This is a genomic window from Corynebacterium sp. p3-SID1761, from assembly GCF_055862885.1.
The window spans coordinates 36,275-55,331 of sequence record NZ_JBSQBJ010000007.1 but is presented as its reverse complement, the minus strand read 5'-3'; the positions used below and the strand labels follow the sequence as shown (position 1 = coordinate 55,331).

18 protein-coding genes are annotated in these 19,057 nt (G+C 58.2%); 4 read left to right on the top strand and 14 right to left on the bottom strand.

Going from position 1 to position 19,057, the window contains the following annotated elements:
• Positions 1-141: 141 nt before the first annotated feature.
• Complete coding sequence (locus tag ACWXWJ_RS05395; protein ID WP_473963757.1) at positions 142-822, top strand: HAD family hydrolase; 681 nt, start codon at positions 142-144, stop codon at positions 820-822.
• 7 nt (positions 823-829) lie between these two features.
• On the opposite strand, the gene metG is transcribed toward ACWXWJ_RS05395, so the two are convergent.
• The 3 genes from metG to rsmI form a co-directional block, all read right to left on the bottom strand.
• Complete coding sequence (gene metG / locus ACWXWJ_RS05390; protein WP_473963756.1) at positions 830-2,668, bottom strand: methionine--tRNA ligase; 1,839 nt, start codon at positions 2,666-2,668, stop codon at positions 830-832.
• Between the two features lie 78 nt (positions 2,669-2,746).
• A complete protein-coding gene (locus tag ACWXWJ_RS05385) occupies positions 2,747-4,447 on the bottom strand; it encodes a BCCT family transporter (protein WP_473963755.1) in 1,701 nt (566 codons plus the stop codon).
• A gap of 41 nt (positions 4,448-4,488) precedes the next feature.
• A complete protein-coding gene (gene rsmI / locus ACWXWJ_RS05380; protein ID WP_473963777.1) occupies positions 4,489-5,403 on the bottom strand; it encodes a 16S rRNA (cytidine(1402)-2'-O)-methyltransferase in 915 nt (304 codons plus the stop codon).
• Between the two features lie 214 nt (positions 5,404-5,617).
• On the opposite strand from rsmI, the gene ACWXWJ_RS05375 reads away from it, so the two are divergent.
• Positions 5,618-7,093, top strand: coding sequence for a dolichyl-phosphate-mannose--protein mannosyltransferase (locus ACWXWJ_RS05375; RefSeq protein WP_473963754.1), 1,476 nt, complete (start codon positions 5,618-5,620; stop codon positions 7,091-7,093).
• A 19-nt stretch (positions 7,094-7,112) separates the two neighbouring features.
• On the opposite strand, the gene ACWXWJ_RS05370 is transcribed toward ACWXWJ_RS05375, so the two are convergent.
• The 6 genes from ACWXWJ_RS05370 to ACWXWJ_RS05345 all read right to left on the bottom strand — a co-directional run bounded on the left by ACWXWJ_RS05370 (position 7,113) and on the right by ACWXWJ_RS05345 (position 12,846).
• The gene (locus ACWXWJ_RS05370; protein ID WP_473963753.1) at positions 7,113-7,898 is read right to left on the bottom strand and encodes a zf-HC2 domain-containing protein; all 786 of its coding nucleotides are present in this window, start codon (positions 7,896-7,898) and stop codon (positions 7,113-7,115) included.
• A gap of 33 nt (positions 7,899-7,931) precedes the next feature.
• Complete coding sequence (locus ACWXWJ_RS05365; protein WP_473963752.1) at positions 7,932-8,354, bottom strand: DoxX family protein; 423 nt, start codon at positions 8,352-8,354, stop codon at positions 7,932-7,934.
• 15 nt (positions 8,355-8,369) lie between these two features.
• Positions 8,370-9,737 carry a divisome protein SepX/GlpR gene (gene sepX, locus ACWXWJ_RS05360; RefSeq protein WP_448308372.1) on the bottom strand — a complete coding sequence of 456 codons (1,368 nt, stop codon included), beginning with the start codon at positions 9,735-9,737 and terminating at the stop codon, positions 8,370-8,372.
• 101 nt (positions 9,738-9,838) lie between these two features.
• Positions 9,839-10,573: a GNAT family N-acetyltransferase gene (locus tag ACWXWJ_RS05355; protein ID WP_448308371.1), complete on the bottom strand. Its 735-nt coding sequence runs from the start codon at positions 10,571-10,573 to the stop codon at positions 9,839-9,841.
• A 7-nt stretch (positions 10,574-10,580) separates the two neighbouring features.
• The gene (glp, locus tag ACWXWJ_RS05350) at positions 10,581-11,882 is read right to left on the bottom strand and encodes a molybdotransferase-like divisome protein Glp (protein ID WP_473963751.1); all 1,302 of its coding nucleotides are present in this window, start codon (positions 11,880-11,882) and stop codon (positions 10,581-10,583) included.
• A gap of 37 nt (positions 11,883-11,919) precedes the next feature.
• On the bottom strand, positions 11,920-12,846 hold the full coding sequence (locus ACWXWJ_RS05345; RefSeq protein ID WP_293790971.1) for a UTP--glucose-1-phosphate uridylyltransferase: 927 nt from the start codon (positions 12,844-12,846) through the stop codon (positions 11,920-11,922).
• Positions 12,847-12,954: 108 nt separating this feature from the next.
• On the opposite strand from ACWXWJ_RS05345, the gene ACWXWJ_RS05340 reads away from it, so the two are divergent.
• Both ACWXWJ_RS05340 and mscL read left to right on the top strand, forming a co-directional pair.
• Positions 12,955-13,605: a 5-formyltetrahydrofolate cyclo-ligase gene (locus tag ACWXWJ_RS05340; protein ID WP_473963750.1), complete on the top strand. Its 651-nt coding sequence runs from the start codon at positions 12,955-12,957 to the stop codon at positions 13,603-13,605.
• A 52-nt stretch (positions 13,606-13,657) separates the two neighbouring features.
• Positions 13,658-14,089, top strand: a complete 432-nt coding sequence (gene mscL, locus ACWXWJ_RS05335; protein WP_293790969.1) for a large conductance mechanosensitive channel protein MscL — start codon at positions 13,658-13,660, stop codon at positions 14,087-14,089.
• An 11-nt stretch (positions 14,090-14,100) separates the two neighbouring features.
• Here mscL and ACWXWJ_RS05330 read toward each other — a convergent pair whose 3' ends face one another.
• The 5 genes from ACWXWJ_RS05330 to ACWXWJ_RS05310 all read right to left on the bottom strand — a co-directional run bounded on the left by ACWXWJ_RS05330 (position 14,101) and on the right by ACWXWJ_RS05310 (position 18,987).
• Positions 14,101-14,370 (bottom strand): hypothetical protein, encoded by a 270-nt coding sequence (locus tag ACWXWJ_RS05330; protein ID WP_293790968.1) that lies wholly within the window; start codon positions 14,368-14,370, stop codon positions 14,101-14,103.
• Position 14,371: 1 nt separating this feature from the next.
• Entirely contained in the window at positions 14,372-14,959 is a 588-nt protein-coding gene (locus ACWXWJ_RS05325; protein WP_473963776.1) for a MogA/MoaB family molybdenum cofactor biosynthesis protein, read from the bottom strand.
• A gap of 139 nt (positions 14,960-15,098) precedes the next feature.
• Complete coding sequence (locus ACWXWJ_RS05320) at positions 15,099-16,628, bottom strand: S1C family serine protease (RefSeq protein WP_473963749.1); 1,530 nt, start codon at positions 16,626-16,628, stop codon at positions 15,099-15,101.
• 101 nt (positions 16,629-16,729) lie between these two features.
• On the bottom strand, positions 16,730-18,295 hold the full coding sequence (locus tag ACWXWJ_RS05315) for a sensor histidine kinase (protein ID WP_293790965.1): 1,566 nt from the start codon (positions 18,293-18,295) through the stop codon (positions 16,730-16,732).
• Positions 18,292-18,987, bottom strand: coding sequence for a response regulator transcription factor (locus ACWXWJ_RS05310; protein WP_293790964.1), 696 nt, complete (start codon positions 18,985-18,987; stop codon positions 18,292-18,294). The genes ACWXWJ_RS05315 and ACWXWJ_RS05310 overlap by 4 nt, the downstream gene beginning before the upstream one ends.
• Positions 18,988-19,057 lie beyond the last annotated feature (70 nt).

The window sequence follows — 19,057 nt, the reverse complement described above, 5'->3', positions numbered from 1 at the left end:
TCGGCATTTTGTTCACCCCCGGTTCGTTTTAGCTTCGCGTTGGCGCCACTTTCTGGCCATGCAGGCGAGGCACACTAGCTTTAAACCTACTAGTTCCCACCAGCTACTTCCCACACCACTGCAAAGGAAAGCACTCTGACCATGGAACACTTCATCGTCTTCGACTTGGGTGGCGTACTGGTTCAGCGCCACCACACTCTGCGCGAGCTCACCACTGTGATGATCCGCCACGCCAGCATCCAGTCCCGCGACAATACCGGCAGTCAGACTAGCGTTCCGACCATCATCACTGATCCGTTCAGCTTCGAGGCCGCCTATGGTCGCTACCGTGAAAGCTATAGTCTTTCGATGGGGCCGAACGACTATTTCACCACGCTCTGCCGCGCAGCTGGGGTAAGCCCTACCCCGGAACTCCTCGCCGAGTTGCAGGAGACGGACACCCGACTGTGCTCTACCGTTAACACGTCTGTGCTCAACCTGCTGAACCACCTCAACGCTATTGATCAGCCATGGGGCATTTTCAGCAACGCGCCGCGACCGGTGATGGAGGCGGTGCTGAGCCAGGATTGGACCGATGGTGCAGCCGTCACCTGTTTCTCCCCCGACCTGCGGTTCACTAAGCCCCACCAGGGCGCGTTCCGTCGCTTCGAGCAGGCCGCGGCCGCAGCCGGCTACGAGGACGCCTCCCTGGTTTACTTTGACGATCGCCAGGCCAACTTGGATGCTGCTGAGCGCCGTGGCTGGGATGCGTACCCATGGCGCGGCGTGGAATCCGTCCACGAGGTGCTGATGCCGATTACGGGTCTACGCCGCGCGGACTAGCTCCGCGTCACTTTTGGACAGGAGCCCACTCGGGTCCGGTCTCTGCCAGCTCTGGGTCCAGCTTGGGGAACAGTGGTTTTGGCTTGTGCAGTACCGTTCCGGGCTGAATCTCTTGGCGTGCCCATGTCGCCTTTTGCTTTGTGTAGTCGCCCATGATGACGGGGTACGTACGTCCCTTTTCCGGTAGGCCGACGCCCATTGGCTCCCGCGGAGACTCATCAGTCACCTCAATAACCTCTGGCTGAGCTGCCCAAGTCCCTTCCCCGCCGAGAGTTTCATAAATCTTCTGCGCGGAGAACGGCAGGTAGGGGGTGAGCAAGGTGTTGACGTCCGAGACGACCTGCAGTGCGGTGTACAGAACCGTGGCGAGACGCTCGCGCTGCGATTCGTCCTTCGCCAGCTTCCACGGCTCCATTGCGGCGATGTACTGGTTGGCACGACCCGCAATGCGCATGGCTTCGGTAATGCCGGCCTTAAAGCGAGAGCGGCTGAGGTTGTCGCCGACCACGTCGAAAGCCTTGGCGGATTCGGCCAACAGTGCTTCGTCTTCTGCAGTGAGCGGTCCTGGGGTAGGCACTTCGCCAAAGTTCTTGTAGGCCATAGAGACCGTGCGGTTAACCAGGTTTCCCCACTCATTTGCGAGTTCGGAGTTAATGCGGCGCACAAACTCATCCCAGGTAAAATCGGTGTCAGTGGTCTCCGGGCCGGCGGTGGCGATGAAGTAACGCAGTGCGTCGGGACCGAACTCCTTGAGGAAGTCGCGGACGTAGATCACAACTCCCTTGGAAGAGGAGAACTTGGAACCCGACATTGTCAGGAACTCGGAGGACACAACCTCGGTCGGGAGGTTCAGCTCAGGCTCGGCCAACTCGCCGGCCTCTCCGCCCTTGGCTCCCTTGCCGCTGTATCCCAGCAGTTCGGCAGGCCAAATCTGGGAGTGGAAGGTGATGTTGTCCTTACCCATGAAGTAGTAGGACAGCGCTTCCGGATCGTTCCACCACTTGCGCCATACCTCAGGGTCACCGATGCGCCAGGCCCATTCGATGGACGCGGAGAGATAGCCCACGACGGCGTCGAACCACACGTAGAGCTTCTTCGCGTTGTTGTCCTGCCATCCCTCGACGGGGATCGGCACACCCCAGTCGATATCGCGGGACATAGCGCGCGGGCGAATATCCTCTAGCAAGTTGAGGGAGAACTTCAGGACGTTCGGTCGCCAATCGGTGCGGCCTTTGAGCCAGGTGCTCAGCGCGTCGGCTAGAGCGGGAAGGTCCAGCATGAAGTGCTCGGTATCGACGAATTCCGGGGTTTCGCCGTTGATTTTGGAGCGCGGGTCGATGAGATCCTCAGGATCCAGCTGGTTACCGCAGTTGTCACATTGGTCGCCACGGGCGTCCTTAGCGCCACAGATCGGACAGGTGCCTTCGATATAGCGATCCGGAAGGGTACGCCCCGTTGACGGGCTGATGGCTCCGCGAGTGGTTTGGGTGACCATGTAGCCGTTGTTGTAAAGGCCGGTGAAGAGCTCTTGCACTACGGCGTAGTGGTTGCGCGTGGTGGTGCGGGTGAATAAATCATAGGAAAGTCCGAGTCCCGCCAAATCTTCGACGATGATGCGGTTGTAACGATCCGCAAGTTCCTGAACGGTCGTGCCTTCTTTTTCCGCTTGCACCAGCAGCGGTGTGCCGTGCTCGTCGGTGCCCGAGATCATGAGCACCTCGTTGCCGACCATTCGCTGATAGCGTGCGAAAACATCCGAGGGCACACCGAACCCGGCGACGTGGCCGATGTGACGGGGGCCGTTGGCATAAGGCCATGCAACTGAGGTGAGAACTCGTTTAGACATAACCTTAAGATTAGGTGATCCGCTTATACGATGCGAAAGCAGCCCAGGTTACCTGGGCTGCTTTTCTATAGCGTCAGTTTATGCGTCTTGAGTTCCCTTGGCAGCTCCCTCGACGCGCCGGGATTTCTTTGCATTCGCAGCTTCTCGCTGCTTGTTGATGCGACGCTCGCGTGCCATGCGCAAAGCGTATTCTCGCTGCGCCTTCTGATCCAGGTAGAGAGGATCGTTGGACAAGGCCTTGAAGATGGCAAACATCAACGCAATGATCACCAGCAGGAAGGGGCTTGCCGCAATGATCGTGACGTTCTGCAAGTTGGTTAGTGCCTCGTCACCACCGGTGAGCAGCAGCATGAGAGCAATCACTGCAGTCAGGGCACCCCACAGAACCGTGACACCACGGTTAGCGACAAGCTTGCCGCGCTGCGACATTGAGCCCATGACCGTGGACGCAGAATCGGCGGACGTGATGAAGAAGGTCGCCAGCAGAATCATCGCAACGATACTTGCGACCTTGCCCATAGGCAGAGTGTGCAACAGGTTAAATAGCTGGCTGGTGGCCTCACCATCGCCCCAGATGGAGTTGCCCGTGTCCTCTGCGTGAACGGCAGAGCCACCGAAGATCGAAAACCAGATGATGGTGACCACAGTAGGCACCATGAGCACAACGGATACGAACTCGCGGATGGTACGACCGCGGGAGATACGTGCGACAAACATCCCGACGAATGGGGACCAGGAGACCCACCATGCCCAGTAGAAGATGGTCCAAGAGCCCAGCCACTCGCCCGCGCCCTCGCCCGAGTCGGCGGTACGGGCTGCCATGCTGAAGAACTGGGAAAAATAGTTGCCCAGCGAAGTCGGGATCAGATTCAAAATCACCACAGTTGGCCCGGCAATCAGGACAAATAGTGCAATAAGACCGGCCAGGATCATATTCGCATTAGAGAGGTACTGAATTCCCTTGCCTACGCCGGACGCAGCGGAAACCAGGAAACACAGACCCAGGATCACAATCGTGCCGACGATCACGGAAGTACCCGGGTTGGAAATAAGATCCGTTGCTTTCAGGCCAGACTGAATCTGCACAGCGCCCAAACCCAGAGACGCGGCGGTGCCAAAGACGGTGGCGAAAATAGCGGCGACATCAATGATCTTGCCGAGTGCTCCCTCGGCGCGTTTCTCTCCGATCAGTGGGATGAAGGCTGCGGAGAGGAGTTGCTTGCGCCCCAAGCGAAAGGTGCTGTAGGCGATAGCAAGCGCCACGATGGCATACAGAGACCACGGGTGCAGGCCCCAGTGGAAAAGTGTAGAAGCAAAGGAACTTGCCACGTCGTGATCCTTCGATCCTGGCACGCCGTTGCGGTAATAAGTCAGTGGCTCAGTGACGCCATAGAACATCAAGCCAATACCCATGCCCGCAGCGAACATCATCGCCACCCAGGACACACTGTTGAACTCTGGGGATTCGTTATCCTTACCCAATCGGATGTGCCCGAACTTGCTGAACGCAATGAACAGAATGAAAACGACGAACACGGTTCCGGCCAGCACGTACAGCCAGCCCCAGTCGCCCACCACGTAACTCAGGGCAGTAGAAGCGAATGCGGCGAAGCTATCGCCACCGAACACGCCCCACAGCACGACTGCCAAAATCAAAGCCGCAGCACTGCCGGTTACCACCCAATCGATCGGTTGATCCTGCTCAGACTCATCCATGAGCTGGCCAGCATCCACCTCTTCAGTCTCTTTCGCTAACACTTCTTCTCTTGACACTGTCATTCTTTACATAGTGGGGGTTACGCTGGAACTTTTCAACCGCTTCATTCCCCGCGACCGCGCAGGACGGCCTCATAAAGCTCGCGCTTGCTCACTCCCTTGGCTTTCGCCACCTCCCCTGCTGCTGTCTTTAACCGGTCGCCCTGTGCAACCTTCTGCTCCACCAGTTCGACCAGAGAATCAACATCTGGTTCCTCTGTTTCTGCAGCGGCATCCACCACAACGCATATTTCCCCCTTCACACCTTCAGCCGCCCACTGAGCCAGCTCCCCCAATCCGCCAACCTTTACTTCTTCGAAAGTTTTTGTCAGTTCACGGCACACCGCTGCCTGGCGGTACTCCCCCAATTCGTCTGCTGCCACCTGCAGAGTCTTGGCCAGCCGGTGCGGAGATTCAAAGAAACAAACCGCGTAGGTGGCGTCACTAAAAGCTTGAAAGAAAGACCTCCGGGCGCCGTCCTTGCGCGGCGCGAACCCCAGAAATGCAAAATGCCCCATGCCCAAGCCCGAGAGCGCCAGGGCAGTCGGCACGGCAGAAGGACCCGGCAGGCAGGTCACAGGAACCCCGGCGCGCCGAGCAGCAACGACCAACGGAAAACCGGGGTCGGAAACGGATGGCATGCCTGCATCAGTGACCACCAGCACACGACGCCCCTGCTCAGCCTGCTCGACAAAGAACTCGGCCCGCACGGATTCGTTGTGGTCAAAGTTTGAATAGAGCCTGCCTGCGATCTCCACTCCCAGTGTGTCCGCGAGTGTGCGAGTACACCGGGTATCCTCCGCGGCCACGATATCGGCACTCGCCAAGGCGTCGATAAGGCGTATAGACGCATCCAGTGGATTGCCCAAGGGCGTGGCCGCCAGGATAATCCCGCCCCGTGGCAAGGGACGGTTCTCGACTGCGCGGGCGACGAGCGCATTGGCATCAACGGTAGCTACGGCATCAACAGCATCACTCATAACCGCCAGTATGCCCGCCATTGCTCCCGCTTGTCCGGTGCTTCTACTAAGGTTGTCTTTCGTGCCGACCTCGTCAACGACCCCACCCACGCCGCCGACGACGCCTGTGAAAGCAGCTACCCCGAAAACCCCCGAAAGGGCACGGAAAAGCGCACGTCGGGCAACTATCGCTGCGCGGGCACGGTCATTCACACTGACCCGTTGGACTGGCATCATGCTCGCCCTCGGCGTGCTGGGCGCCCTGAGTCGCCTCATGATGCTGCAGCGGCCAACGGATGCGAGCACTCCCGTGTTCGACGAAAAACACTATGTGCCGCAAGCCTGGCAAATTTTTCAGAGCTGGTCTAATCCGCTGATTGGCGGCATCGAGGATAACCCGGGTTATGGATTGGTCGTCCACCCACCGCTCGGTAAACAAATCGAAGCTTTAGGCATGGCCCTTTTTGGCTATACGCCGTGGGGCTGGCGCATTATGTCCGCTCTGCTGGCTGTCGTTGTGATTCTGCTGATCGCCTCCATTGCTCGGCGCATTTCTAAGTCGGATTTGGTGGGTATGTTCGCCGGCACCATCGCCATTTGCGATGGCATTCTTTTCGTCACCGGGCGCTCGGCAATGTTGGACCATTTCCAGGTATTCCTTTTGTGCCTGGCCGCTTATTGCGCCGTCCGCGATGCTGAGCAGATGGAGGATCGCTTCCAGCGCGTCTGGGCTTCGGATCGCATCCAGGACTCGGTTTTTGGTCCCCGCATGGGTTATCGCTGGTGGCGCTTTACCGCCGGCGTCGCGCTGGGCCTGTCGCTGGCGGTCAAGTGGAATGGCCTCTACTACATGGCCTTTTTCGGCGTGACGATCGTTGCGGTTGATTATTTTCGACGCCGCCGTTTCGGCGTAGCCCGTCCCCTTCTCGGAACCGCCTTCTTCGACGCTGTACCCTCCTTCTTCTCCATCGTGATCGTGCCCGTAATCCTGTACGTCGTCAGTTGGCGCGCGTGGTTCGCCTCCGAAGCGGGAGTGTTCCGTCACGCAGTGGAATCCGGTGAGTTCGCTAGTACTACGGAGGGTTGGTTCTGGTCTTTCCTGCCAGACACCGTGCAGAATTTTATCTACTACCACGTGTCTGTCCTGCGTTTTCATACTGAGCTGACCAATTCCAATGGCCACCACCACAACTGGGAATCAAAGCCCTGGTCGTGGCTCGTTTCCAGCCGTTCGCTAATGTATTACAGTCCCTCCAACGATGAAGGTATCCATAAGGTGATCCTGCTGGTCGGCACTCCCGCTGTGTGGTGGGTATGCGTTCCAGTGATGTTGTGGGGTCTGTGGTGCCTCATCGTGCACAAGGATCGCCGTTGGGTGGTGCCGGTTCTTGGCTTCGCAGCTGGATTTGTTCCTTGGCTGTTTAACCTCGATCGCCAGATGTACTTGTTCTACGCTGCAAACCTGGTTCCATTCCTTGCCATCGCATTGGCTATGGCTCTGGGTCAGTTGGTGCGCTGGCAGCGCCCGGGCGTAGCCCAGCCGTATTCCTCCCCTCGAACATTCGTCAAGGCTCGCCCTGGACAGCTGCTGGTCGTCGTCTACTTGATGCTGGTGGTCTGGAATTTCCTGTATTTCTTGCCGATTTACACAGCCGCACCCCTCAATGACGCTGCTTTCGATATGCGCATGTGGTTACCTTCTTGGCGTTAGAAGTAGGCGACGGTATGGGTTATTCCCATCCGCGCGGGCGAGGTTGACCTACCTCGTACGTAGAGTGACGGCGCGCATCGCTGGGGCTAAAAGTGACAGGCTGAGCCATGAGCGCGCGCAAGGATTGCTTCAGAGGCATGAACACGTTTCGTCGCCCAGCCCACACGACAATCAAAGCCACTACTGCGAAAAGATGCACAAACAACAGCCATAGGGCGTTGAGGTTGCCGCTTTCCCCTATTAGCCCCAGCACGATTTCCCTGGTGGCAAAACCCAGGCCGAAAGCCCACATGGCCAAGTAGATCGGCAAGACTGCAGAGGCAACTTTGGGGCGCCAGGCCGCCCATAGCAATCCGCTAGCTAGGGCAAAGCGCATCGTCGCAGCGTCGGAAACGAGGTGGAGTTGAGACGAGTCGGCGTCGTCCCCAATCGGCCCTCCGAACAACAGCGACAGTCCCCGAACGAGATAGACCAGGGCGACCCCTACCAGGGCAAAACGACCGAACGCGAAAGGCAGCTGGCGACGGCGGAGTCCCACACTGATCTGCGGATCGCTATCAGCTTGGGCAAGAACCTGCTCTAGCAGTGCGGCCTTTCGGTCGTCATGTTCAGCACCGGGGTTCGATTCCTCTTCAGCGGGCGCTGTGGTGAGATTCATGCGACGGCCCAGCGCGGTGATGGTGGCGTACCAGCGTTGGCAGTCCTCGCAGCCTGCGAGGTGCGCATCAATGAGCTCGTCGGACAGCTCCGCAGTCTCTCCGTCCAAGCGGGCCGACATGGAGGTTCTGACTTCCTGACAGTCCATGCGCTCATCCCGTCTCTTGCGTGTTTATTAACCTCAGCCGAAGCGCGACAGTGCCTTGTCCAAGCTCGCGCGTCCCGCACCGAAAACAACAATCATCATAAGGGAGACGACCAAGAGCAACATAAACTCCATGCCACCTTCGGTAACGAAGAAACCATTTGACCAGTGCACAAAGTAGAGCACCAGTGCGCTGTAGATCACGAACAGTCCGGCTACGGCTGTGGTCAGCAAGCCTGCGATGAGCATCGCTCCGCCCATCATCTCGCAAATGGCGGCCGCCCAGGCGCTTATTTTCGGCTGCGGAATATGCAATCTTTCGAAGGTGGCAATAGTTCCAGTTTTGCCATCCATGCCGTCGATAAAGACTTTCTGCCAGCCGTGGGCGATGAAAATCACTCCAGTAACGAGGCGTACCAACAGCAGAGCCGCGTCACGCGTGGCGGGGTGGTTCAGCATGCGCGCGGATCGCTCCTATACCGCGCGGATGCCGGAGCGCGGGTCGAGGTATTCTTCGTCGCGATCGGCAATGCGGGGGTTAGTGAAGTTGGTGTTGGAGTTCGCCCCAGGACCCACGTGCGTTTCGGTGCCTGGCATGTCGAAGAAGTCGGCGCCGTCGGCGTATTCCAGATTGCTCAAGGCCGGATCGTTGTCATCCGTTTCCAAGATCACTGCACCCGGTCGCATGAGGCGATCCGGGACACCCAGCTCGTCGTCCTCAGTGTTGCGCACGCCCAGGCGAGCGCGGCGCATGCGCGCCAGGCGACGGTGCCGCAGTTCACGTTCTTCAACGGCCTGTCGGCGCAGCATAACTAGATAGAACGCAGTGAATGCAACCATTGCGATAAAGGTCAGCCACACTGCGCCGCCCAGCGCGAGGCTCGTACCGAAAGTTAGTGCGCACAGCGCGAGCAGAACCAGCAGAACCCTCTTGCGACGATTCTGCCGCTGGCGAGCCAGCTCCGCGGAAGCCACGGGGTCATATACGCCGCGGCCACGGCGAGCAGCGAGGTACTTCAGGTCGGCCTCGCTCAGCTCGTCGGAATCCTCGAGGATATCCACAGCCTTACCTGCCGGAGCTGCGTCGACTTCATCGACCAAGCCCGGTGACGCCTTCACGTCCCCGCCGCGCACGTACTGGGTAGGAACTGCGGCGTACGCAGCTTGGCGAGCGGTGTTTTCTTCAGTGTTTTCTTGGGTGTCTTCTTCAGCGTTTTCTTCGGCAACTTCGGCACCACCGGTGCTGTCGGAATTCGCGCCAAAGGCGGCGCTATCAGCACCTTCCGCGTCTGCCTCACCGCTCATCTCTGCCTTCTTCACCGGGGAAAACTCTCCAGTGTCCATCTCATCCTGAGCGGTGTAGCGCACAGCAGCACCCGACACATTGGCGGTAGCCGAGGGAGCCTTCACGTCAGAAGAAACGACCTTTTCGGCAACGTCGCCGGTGTCTTCTACGTCGTCATCGTTGGTCTCCACAACCTCACCATCAATCACCTCGGCGGCCTTCTCGGCCTCCTCATCCGCAGAGCTCTTAGAAGTCATCAGATCTCGCAGCCCACGCGACGCGCCCTTCTTCTTGTTCGCGTTGGAATCCTCGTCTTCCAGCAAGACGTACTCCGGCTCCGCGTCTACCAGCTCCAGCTCCTCGTCATCGGAGCTCATGTACAGCCCCTTTGCGGGCTTGAGCTTGCGCTTTGCATTAAGCTCGCTTCCCCCTCGGTGCAGCACCCTCGTTTCACTCAGTGCCTGAGCAGTCCGTCGCACGGGTTTTTGGTTGCGCAGCAAAAGTGGCGCCAACAGCACCAGCCATACGGCGGCGATGAGCAATAGGGAGCCGGACACGAGTATCAGTTCTCCTCGGGTTCTTTATGCGGGCAGCGTGAGTGGTCAAGTGCTTGCCACGCTACCCGTGCAGTGGGCTAATCTGCGGTGCCACGCCGAGGCTATTGGCGGTTCACAGCCAGCCCCAAGAGTCCTCGGTTCACCAACCTGCGAACCAGCCCCTCAGGCAGCACTTCTTCCTGCGTCTGTGCCACCAGATAGTGATCCCGCCATTGGCCGTTAATGTGCAGGTTTCGACGCAGGTGCCCCTCGGTACGGAAGCCGGTTTTCTCAAGGACTCTTCGTGACGCCACGTTCTCCGCCATGACCGTTGCCTCTATCCTGTGCAGCCCCACCTCTTGCATCCCCAGATCCACGCCCAAAGCGACAGCGGCGGTGGCCACTCCCCTACCTTGGAATCGCGAGTGAACCCAATAACCAATCCAGGCACTTGAGATAGTTCCGTATTGAATGTTTCCAATCGTCAATTGGCCGGCGAACTCCCCGTCGACGTCGATGACCATTGGCACGATAAGGCGATCAGCAGCTAGAACTTGCAGATTGTGGAAGTTCTTGCGCCACGCCTCCGGGCTGTGTGCGTCGTCCCACCCCACGGCTGTGGTTGGTTCAAATGGCTGCAGCAAGTGTTGATCTTCGATGCGCGCAGCTCTCCACTGAGAGCCATCGCTTGCGCGAATGGGACGCAGAGAGACTGGCAGGCCGGGAGTGAAGGCGTCATCAGTGTCTTCGGCAGTCCCATAAAGATGACCGCGGCTGAGGACGGTACGCGTTCGCAGTTCCGACGCACGGGTTTCGAGCGCTGCGGAGGAAAGAGCAGCGCGGAGGCGGTGCAACACGAGCGGACTATTCCTTGTTGCTGAGGAATAGCACGTCAACGACCTGCCCCGGCGCCACGTCGGTGACGTCGGAAGGAACTACGATCAGGCAGTTTGCCTGTCCGTGGCTGCCTAACAGGTGGGTCGGCTCGCCGCCGTTGACCGCACCGAGTGGATCCACCAGGAACTCCCGGGTTTCGCGGTCACGCATCAGCTGACCGCGGATAAATCCACGCCGACCAGGGGCAGAGGCGATGGCTGCAATCGTGCGGGCGGACACCACCCGGCGAGTGGCCTGACGACGTCCGCGAATCAGCTGTACTAGTGGACGCACCATAACCTCGAAAGCCACTAACGCCGCCGAGGGGTTAGAGGGCAGCAGGAACGTTGGCACCTTGTCTTGTCCCAGGGTGCCGAATCCCATTACGGAGCCAGGGTGCATAGCGATGCGCTGAATATCCATCTCTCCCATTTCAGAGAGAATCTCGCGCAGCTCATCGCTGGCGGCTCCGCCTATCGCACCAGAGATGACGACTACCTCGGAGCGGAGTAGCTGGCTTTCGATGACCTCTCGCATCTTGCGCGGTTCACCGCTCAAGATGCCGACGCGGTGGACGTCCGCGCCTGCTTCCCGTGCAGCAGCAGCCAGCGCATAGGAGTTCACATCATAAACCTGTCCCACGGCCGGGTCACGGTCGATATCCAATAGTTCGCGTCCGAAGGAGAGCACCGACAGGCGCGGGCGCGGGTACACCAGCACTTTGGAGCGTCCCACTGCCGCCAAAAGCCCTACTTGAGCTGCCCCAATGACGGCACCTTCTTCGACGACCACGTCTCCGGGCTGAACATCAGAGCCTTTGCGGTGGACGAACTCGCCGGACGCGATGGCTTCCAGCGGGCGGATTTTACGGCCTTCCTTTTCCACCCAGTCCAGCGGCAGCACAGAATCGGCAAGGGTCGGCAGCGGAGCTCCCATTTCAACGCGCACAGCTTGGCGCGGTTGTAGGCGAATTGGCCTTAGAGAACCAGCCGTAACATCGCCAACGATCGGCAGGGTTTCCTTCACTCCGCTGAGGTTCTCAGCCGCTTTACCGCCCTCTGACGTATCACCGTGATCCCCGCCTCGCGCGAGGGTAAGTGCCTGGCGGATGTCGACGCTTCTCACGGCATAACCGTCAATCGCTGCCTGATCGAAGCCCGGCAAAGGTTCGGAACCTTCGACCCTTTCTGCACAGCGCAGGCCCAGGGTCTCGGTGATGGCGATGCGCACTGGCTCAGGCGTCACCGCCGCAGAGGTGATGATTGCCAGCTGTTCTTCAACCGATCGCATGAGAGGTTCCCTTCAGCTTAAAAAGCTTGTTAGTTCTCTATGATCCCAAGTTCTCTTGTGCCAGGCGCTCTTGCAGCCAAGTCTTCAAGCTGGGGCCATAAGTCTCATTCTGCAACGCGAAATCGACGCAAGCTCGAATGTACCCACCGGGGTTACCTAGATCATGGCGCAGACCATGGTGGACAATAATGTGTACTGGGTGACCTTCGGTGATCATCAACTCGATGGCATCGGTGATCTGAATTTCGCCGCCCTTACCAGGCTTGGTGCGACGCAGCGCGTCGAATACCTGACGGTCCAGCAGATAGCGACCCGTTGCAACGAAGTTCGACGGAGCATCCTCCACCGCCGGCTTCTCAACCATGCCCTTGACGACTTTGACATCGGCGTGGTCAGCCTCGTCGATCTCAAAAACGCCGTAGTTACTTACTTCCTCACGTGGCACCTCGAAGGCACACAAGACCGACCCGCCATACTGCTTACGTACGGCCAGCATCTTCTCCATCACGCCCATCGGCAGCACCAGGTCATCCGGCAGCATGACGGCGAAGCAATCCTCGTCATCATCCAGCGTCTCCTCGGCCAGCCCAATAGCGTGCCCCAGCCCCAAAGGCTTTTCCTGCTCCACAGCGACCACATCGATCAATCCATCGGTGGCTCGAACCTTTGCCAGTTGTTCGGTCTTGTTTCGCTGTTCCAGCGTGCTTTCCAGCTCAGCGTCGGTATCGAAGTGACCGAGCACACCTCCCTTTTTCGGGGCTGTCACAATAGCGAGGCGACCAGCCCCCGCGTCAGCAGCTTCCTTGGCGATTAGCTCGATACCGGGAGTGTCTACAACTGGAAGCAGCTCCTTCGGAACAGTCTTAGTAGCAGGCAAGAAACGGGTTCCAAGTCCGGCAGCTGGCACCACAACGGTATGCAGGTTAGCTTGCTCGGACGTGGAGATCGTAGGGCTAGAAGTCATGCCGGAATAGTAGCGCTTCTATGAACCGATTTGTGCTCTACACACCGCCTATGCACAGTTTTCTTTCCCAGATCAAGCATTTTGCCCTCTGCAGTAGGCTCGAAGGCGATGAAAGATCTTTCTACCAGCAAAAAACTTGCCCGCGCCGCAGTCCGTGCCGCTCGCACCGCCCGAACTGATCAGCGCCCAGCGCGCGACCGCGCAATCCAGTCCCATCTTCTTAAAGCCCTCACGAAATTGCCTGCAGCACCCTCAACTCTCACTATCGCCGGCTATGTTCCCCTACCTGGCGAGCCCGGAGGCGCTGATCTCCCTGACGTTATTGCTAGTACTGGCGCGCGAGTTCTTCTCCCAAGGGTGTCCCGAAACAATGCCTCAGCTTCAAACGGCTCCCCCAGCGACGGCACCGTTGAAGGATCTACTCACGTCCCTGTCCTCGAATGGGTCGAGTTTCATCCCGAAAACCCGAACCTGGTTGCTGGAACTTGGGGGATTCTTGAGCCGGAAGGTAATGCGATTCACACTTTTCCAACATGCGCGGATGTAATTATTACACCTGCGCTGGCGATTGATTATCATGGGATACGGCTCGGGCAAGGTGGTGGCTTCTACGACCGGGCACTGGCCGACCGCCCCTCACACATCAATGTGTGGGCAGTGGTGGACCACGAAGAGTTCACACGCATCGTCCCTAGCCGGGAGCACGACTTGGTCGTCGACGCTGTGATCAACGACCTCGGTTTCTTTCCCGTCATGTAGTTGCTTGTACTGACCGCGCATGCGTCGCGGACAAGAAAGGTCTTTCAGCACAATGCTCGAAGGTTTTAAGAAGTTCATCATGCGCGGCAACGTTATTGAGCTTGCCGTTGCCGTTATCATCGGCGGTGCGTTTACCGCTATCGTTACTGCTTTCACTAGTGGCATCATCGAACCGCTGCTCGCAGCCGTTGGTGGATCCCCTGAGTTTGGCCTTGGCTTCCACCTGCGTGAGGGTAACCCCGCCACCTTCGTCAATATCGGTGGCATCCTGACCGCAATCTTCAACTTCTTGATCATCGCTGGCGTTATCTACTTCCTGATGATCATGCCGATGAACAAGCTGGCAGAGATCAACGCTCGCCGTAAGGGCATTGAGCCGGAGGAGGCTACTGCAACCGAGACTGAGCTGCTAGCCGAGATCCGAGACCTGCTCATCGAGCAACGCGGTGGCGAGGCTGAGCCGACCGGCAAGCACGCCAACTAAAGTCCACCGGACTAACCCCAATGCGGTGGACGCTGCTCCTCTAGGTAGCGGCGTTCCAATTCCGCAGAAGGCAGCTCATCACCCCACTCATCCTGAACAAGGTCTGAGTGGGGTTTCGTCGTTTTGGAGGCGATGGCGTCAAGAAAAGAAGTCCCCGGGTTCTGCGCCTGGCCGACCTTGCCGAAGAACCTGCGGCGACGACCAGAAACGGGTTGTGGAACCTCTAGGTCATAGCGATTGCGGTAACCGGGTTGCTTCGAACCCGAGTGCCGTCGGGGCATGCTAAGCCCGGTCATTCATATCGTCGACAACGTGACGAACCAGCGGCCCCAAAGTGGCCATACCGTCGCGAATCGCTCCGCGAGAACCGGCGATGTTCACCACCACGGTGGAACCGGAGATGCCCGCAACACCGCGGGAAAGGCCCGCATCCAAAGAGTTCGCCGCCAAGCCCGAGGATCGAAGCGCTTCAGCAATGCCCGGAATCTTGCGATCCAACTCCGCGCGTGTAGCCTCCGGCGTCTTATCCCGCGGACCGGTTCCGGTTCCGCCAATGGTGACAACAAGATCCGCGCCTCCGACAACGGCGGTTTGAATAGCCTTGCGGATCGCCCCCTTTCGGGACTCAACGCTGAGAACGGCGTCGACCAAGAAACCTTCCTCGACCAGCAGCTCGGCAACCAGTTCCCCGTTCTTCGCTTTTTCCTCGGGGAAGTCGGTTACGAGAACAACCATGGCGTGCAGGGGCGGATCATCGAGAAGCTGCTCGCGGGTTCGCTCCTTGGCGTCCAAGGAGTGAAACAGTGCGTCATCCGGCTCGGGGATCTCCTCTGCCAGTCGCTCCACCTGTGCGTGATCCACGGACTTCATGACCGCGACTTCATTGATGTCCGCAGACTCTGGGTTAGCCTTCCGAACGGCCACTGCGATCCTCCTGAATAAATAAACGAACGTAACTAATAAAATATCCCGTCCGCCTACTGCTGTACAGGCGAACGGGAATGCCGGACTACTCGGCGGTAGTTAGAGTGAGCTCAACCTCACGTTCTTCTCCATCGCGACCTTCTTTAACCTTGAGCTTTACAGTGTCTCCCACTGCGTGCGATCGGATAGCCGCAATCAAAGCAACGCCGGAATCCACACGTCGCTCGTCGACGTGAGTAACCAGGTCGCCCTTCTTCAAACCAGCCTTATCCGCAGGACTGTCTTTGTTGACGTCGACGACGACGGCGCCCACTTCATTGGATCGAGTATTGACCTTCGCACCGATAATCGGGTGCTCTGCTTTACCCTTATCGATCAGCTGCTTAGAGATGCGTTCGGCCTGGTTAATCGGGATGGCAAAGCCCAAGCCAATGGAGCCCGCTGACTCACCACCAGTGGAGGCGATAACAGAGGGGATGCCAATGAGCTTGCCTTGCATATCCACCAGTGCACCACCGGAGTTGCCGGGGTTAATGGAAGCATCCGTCTGGATCGCATCAATCAGAGAAGCTTCGCCACCATCTTCGCCAGATGCCTGTACAGGACGGTTCTTAGCAGAAACAATGCCCGTCGTCACCGTGGCCGATAGCCCAAGGGGGGAACCAATCGCCATCACGTCTTCGCCCACGTTCACAGCATTCGAATCACCGAACTCAATGGGCTTAAGGTCCGTGACGTTCTTGGCCTTAATCACCGCAATATCAGTCTGCGGATCGGTGGCTACGACCTCCGCCTCGAGAGTACGACCGTCGTTGTGAGCCACTTCCATTTTCGCCTTTCCGCCTTCAGCGGCAGAGACAACGTGGTTATTCGTCAGAATGAGACCGTCAGAGGAAATGATCGAGCCAGATCCCTCGTCACCGCCTTGAGACGTGGTGACGCGAATTGACACGACTGAAGGTAGAACCTTGTTAGCCACATCGGAGGTGCTTCCCGGCTCTACCGGGTTAGAAGCCTCTTTTTCCTTTGCGGACTTATTGGTGGTGTTAGAGCTGTCGAAAGACGTTGTGGCATTGTTGCTGGACTTGTTCTCATTCAAGGCATCCATGCCCACGTAGGTCACCGCGGAGGCCACCACGGCACCGGTCAGCAACAACGCAGCAACCGCTGGTGTCGACCAACGCTTCTTCTCCCGTGGCTGCGGCGCCATCGGATCCTGTGGCACTAGCGGATCCTGGAACGGTTGGCTCTGAGCCTGCTGGCGCTGCATTTGCTGGGGTTGAATGTGCTGAGCCTGGATCTGTTGAGTCTGATTATCCTCCAGACCCGTTGGCCACGCTCCCGGTTGCACCGGCGAGCCAGCGTGCGTTGCCGGATACTGTGGCGTACCTTGCTCGCCATTCCAATGAATATGCTCGCGCGCTATCTTGCGAGCCTCTGTGCCACCACCGACGTTACCGTTTGCATTAGCGTCCGCGTTGACGCCGCTAGCGCCTGCACTAGCTCCAGGATTCTGAGCTGCTTCCCGTCCCCCATCGGAAAAGTCCGGTTCGCCCGGCATTCGCTGCCCATTCCCCGAAGTGTTCTCACCCATATCGTGTTCCCTTTCGTTCATGGACACCAGTATGTCTGTCATATATGTAGGTCAGCGCTACGAACGCTGTAACTTTTCTGCCAGTTTAAGAAAAATCAGCGGACAAATGTTCCCGACCCACGTCACTCCTGCGATTCCCCAGGCAGTCCAGGAAGAACGGCACGCATGAGAGCACCGCCGTCATCGGACTCGTCAACCACGATCACACCGTGGTGGCGCTCAATAACTTGCTTCACGATCGCCAACCCCAAACCGGATCCTGGCATTGATCGAGCCTTTATTGACCGATAGAAGCGATCGAATACAAGTTCTCGATCCTCCTGCGGAATGCCCGGCCCCGAATCTGCCACACGAATCTCCACCTCTTGCAATGCTGAACCTTCTAGATGGGAAGCTGCGGCGTCACATCCCTCACCAGCGATCGGCTGCATCCAGACCCGCACCACACCGCCTTCGGGCGACCATTTGGCCGCATTATCCAGCAAATTAAGCAGCGCACGCGACAGGGCGAAAGAATCTCCCCGCAGGTTCCACTCAATGAGGTGGGTATCGAAGGTCACGTCGGGACGACGCCTTTGCACGCGTGTAATGCCTTGCGCGATGAGCTCGGAAATCTCGACAGTGCTCAAGACCTCTGGGTCGGAGTCCTCACGGGCTAGGTCAACAAGATCGCCGATCAGACCGCTCATTTCGTCGATCTGCGCAATGACGTCCCGCTCTATGTCTTTACGGTCTTCATCGCTTATGCCGGGACCGTCGCCGTCTTTTCTTTGCGACGCCAACATCAGCAGCTCCACATTTGTACGCAGCGACGTCAGAGGTGTCTTCAGCTCGTGTGAGGCATCCGCAACCAGATTCTTCTGTTTCGTCTGAGCCTCTTGCAGCGCATTCATCATGTTGTTAAACGACACGGTCAGCGCCCCTAGCTCGTCCTGAGAGTAGACTGGGATCTGCCGCAGCTCACCGGTACGGGAGACTTCATCAGCAGCCCGGCGCAGCCGGGTGATCGGCTGAGCACCGGAGTTCGCCACCGCTATGCCCACGATAATCGAGGCAATAAAACCTGTCGTGGCAATGAGAATCAACACTAGCCACAGAGATTCCAGGGTTTGATTGGTAAAGGAAATATCCAGACGCAGCACGATGACACGACCGTCTAGCGCAGCAATGGCGAAACTGCGGGTATCGCCGTTGCTTTCGAAAACGTATGGGTCATCGCCCACCAACACACCGACTTCGTCGGCGCTGAGAATACCCTCGAACTTCGATAAATCTGCCTGCCGTCCCGCCTGCTCAGCGGGGACGACGAGCACACTCATGTTGTTGTCGGAGTCAAAGAAGCGAGGGCGGTAATTCTCCCCTTCGCCGGTTTCGCTGGTCGGAAACTCGAATCCAGAATCGATATAAGCCTGTGCCTGAGTCTGCAGCGTCTTATCCATTTCTTGCGATAGCACCTGCTTGACAGTGGCATAGGAAGCTACGGTGATAATCGCGATACACAGCATCACTACGATGGCTGTGAGCCCAGCCAAGCGGACACGCAGAGATAATCCGCGCAGAGAAAAACGCACCGACTTTACTAGTCGGCCGCTTCTGCTTTCGCTAGAGCCACCGTCTTTCTCGGCCTGGGTGTAATCCGTTCCGGGCTCGACCGCAAGATTCTCCTCCGGGAGCCTACGCAGGATCACGGTGCAGTCTCACGCAGCGCGTAGCCCACTCCCCGCACAGTGTGAATCAAACGGCTTTCGCCATTGGCCTCGGTCTTGCGTCGGAGGTAACCGATGTACACCTCCAGAGCATTGCCGGAGGTTGGGAAGTCGTACCCCCAAACCTCTTCCAGGATCGTGTTGCGAGAAAGAACCTTTCGCGGGTTGCTCATCAGCAGCTCCAGGAGGGCGAACTCCGTGCGGGTCAGGCTGATCTGGCGGTCGCCGCGGTACACGTCGCGAGTCTCCGGGTTGAGGGTTAGATCCTCGAAACGCAGCGGTTCGTGGGACTCACCCTCCTGAATCGCCGGGCGGGCAGCGCGACGGAACAGTGAGCGGGTACGCGCCAGCAGCTCCTCCAACGCAAAGGGCTTCGGCAAGTAGTCGTCTGCACCAGCATCGAGACCGGCAACGCGCTCTTCCACGGAGTCGCGGGCAGTGAGTAGAAGGATAGGCAGATCATCGCCATGGCTGCGCAGTTCGCGGCAGACATCCAGCCCATCCTTTTTCGGCATCATCACGTCAAGGATGGCAAGGTCTGGCCGCTCATTGGTGATGGATTCCAGAGCTTCTTCACCATCCGTCGCCAGTACGACAGTGTAGCCGTTAAAGATCAGGGAACGGCGTAGGGATTCACGCACTGCCTGGTCGTCATCTACAACAAGAATCTTCATACGAACCATTGTGCCTTCGAATCTGTGGCCATGCTCGTGCGCAACAACTTTTTTAATGAACACACAGCTT

Coding starts and splice junctions, on each gene's coding strand:
- ACWXWJ_RS05385 (WP_473963755.1), bottom strand. CDS start 4,447: ATGACAGTGTCAAGAGAAGAAGTGTTAGCGAAAGAGACTGAAGAGGTG.
- rsmI (WP_473963777.1), bottom strand. CDS start 5,403: ATGAGTGATGCTGTTGATGCCGTAGCTACCGTTGATGCCAATGCGCTC.
- ACWXWJ_RS05365 (WP_473963752.1), bottom strand. CDS start 8,354: ATGCTGAACCACCCCGCCACGCGTGACGCGGCTCTGCTGTTGGTACGC.
- ACWXWJ_RS05310 (WP_293790964.1), bottom strand. CDS start 18,987: ATGAAGATTCTTGTTGTAGATGACGACCAGGCAGTGCGTGAATCCCTA.
- mscL (WP_293790969.1), top strand. CDS start 13,658: ATGCTCGAAGGTTTTAAGAAGTTCATCATGCGCGGCAACGTTATTGAG.
- glp (WP_473963751.1), bottom strand. CDS start 11,882: ATGCGATCGGTTGAAGAACAGCTGGCAATCATCACCTCTGCGGCGGTG.
- ACWXWJ_RS05375 (WP_473963754.1), top strand. CDS start 5,618: ATGCTCGCCCTCGGCGTGCTGGGCGCCCTGAGTCGCCTCATGATGCTG.
- ACWXWJ_RS05325 (WP_473963776.1), bottom strand. CDS start 14,959: ATGAAGTCCGTGGATCACGCACAGGTGGAGCGACTGGCAGAGGAGATC.
- ACWXWJ_RS05330 (WP_293790968.1), bottom strand. CDS start 14,370: ATGCCCCGACGGCACTCGGGTTCGAAGCAACCCGGTTACCGCAATCGC.
- ACWXWJ_RS05395 (WP_473963757.1), top strand. CDS start 142: ATGGAACACTTCATCGTCTTCGACTTGGGTGGCGTACTGGTTCAGCGC.
- ACWXWJ_RS05320 (WP_473963749.1), bottom strand. CDS start 16,628: ATGAACGAAAGGGAACACGATATGGGTGAGAACACTTCGGGGAATGGG.
- ACWXWJ_RS05345 (WP_293790971.1), bottom strand. CDS start 12,846: ATGACTTCTAGCCCTACGATCTCCACGTCCGAGCAAGCTAACCTGCAT.
- ACWXWJ_RS05370 (WP_473963753.1), bottom strand. CDS start 7,898: ATGGACTGTCAGGAAGTCAGAACCTCCATGTCGGCCCGCTTGGACGGA.
- ACWXWJ_RS05340 (WP_473963750.1), top strand. CDS start 12,955: ATGAAAGATCTTTCTACCAGCAAAAAACTTGCCCGCGCCGCAGTCCGT.
- metG (WP_473963756.1), bottom strand. CDS start 2,668: ATGTCTAAACGAGTTCTCACCTCAGTTGCATGGCCTTATGCCAACGGC.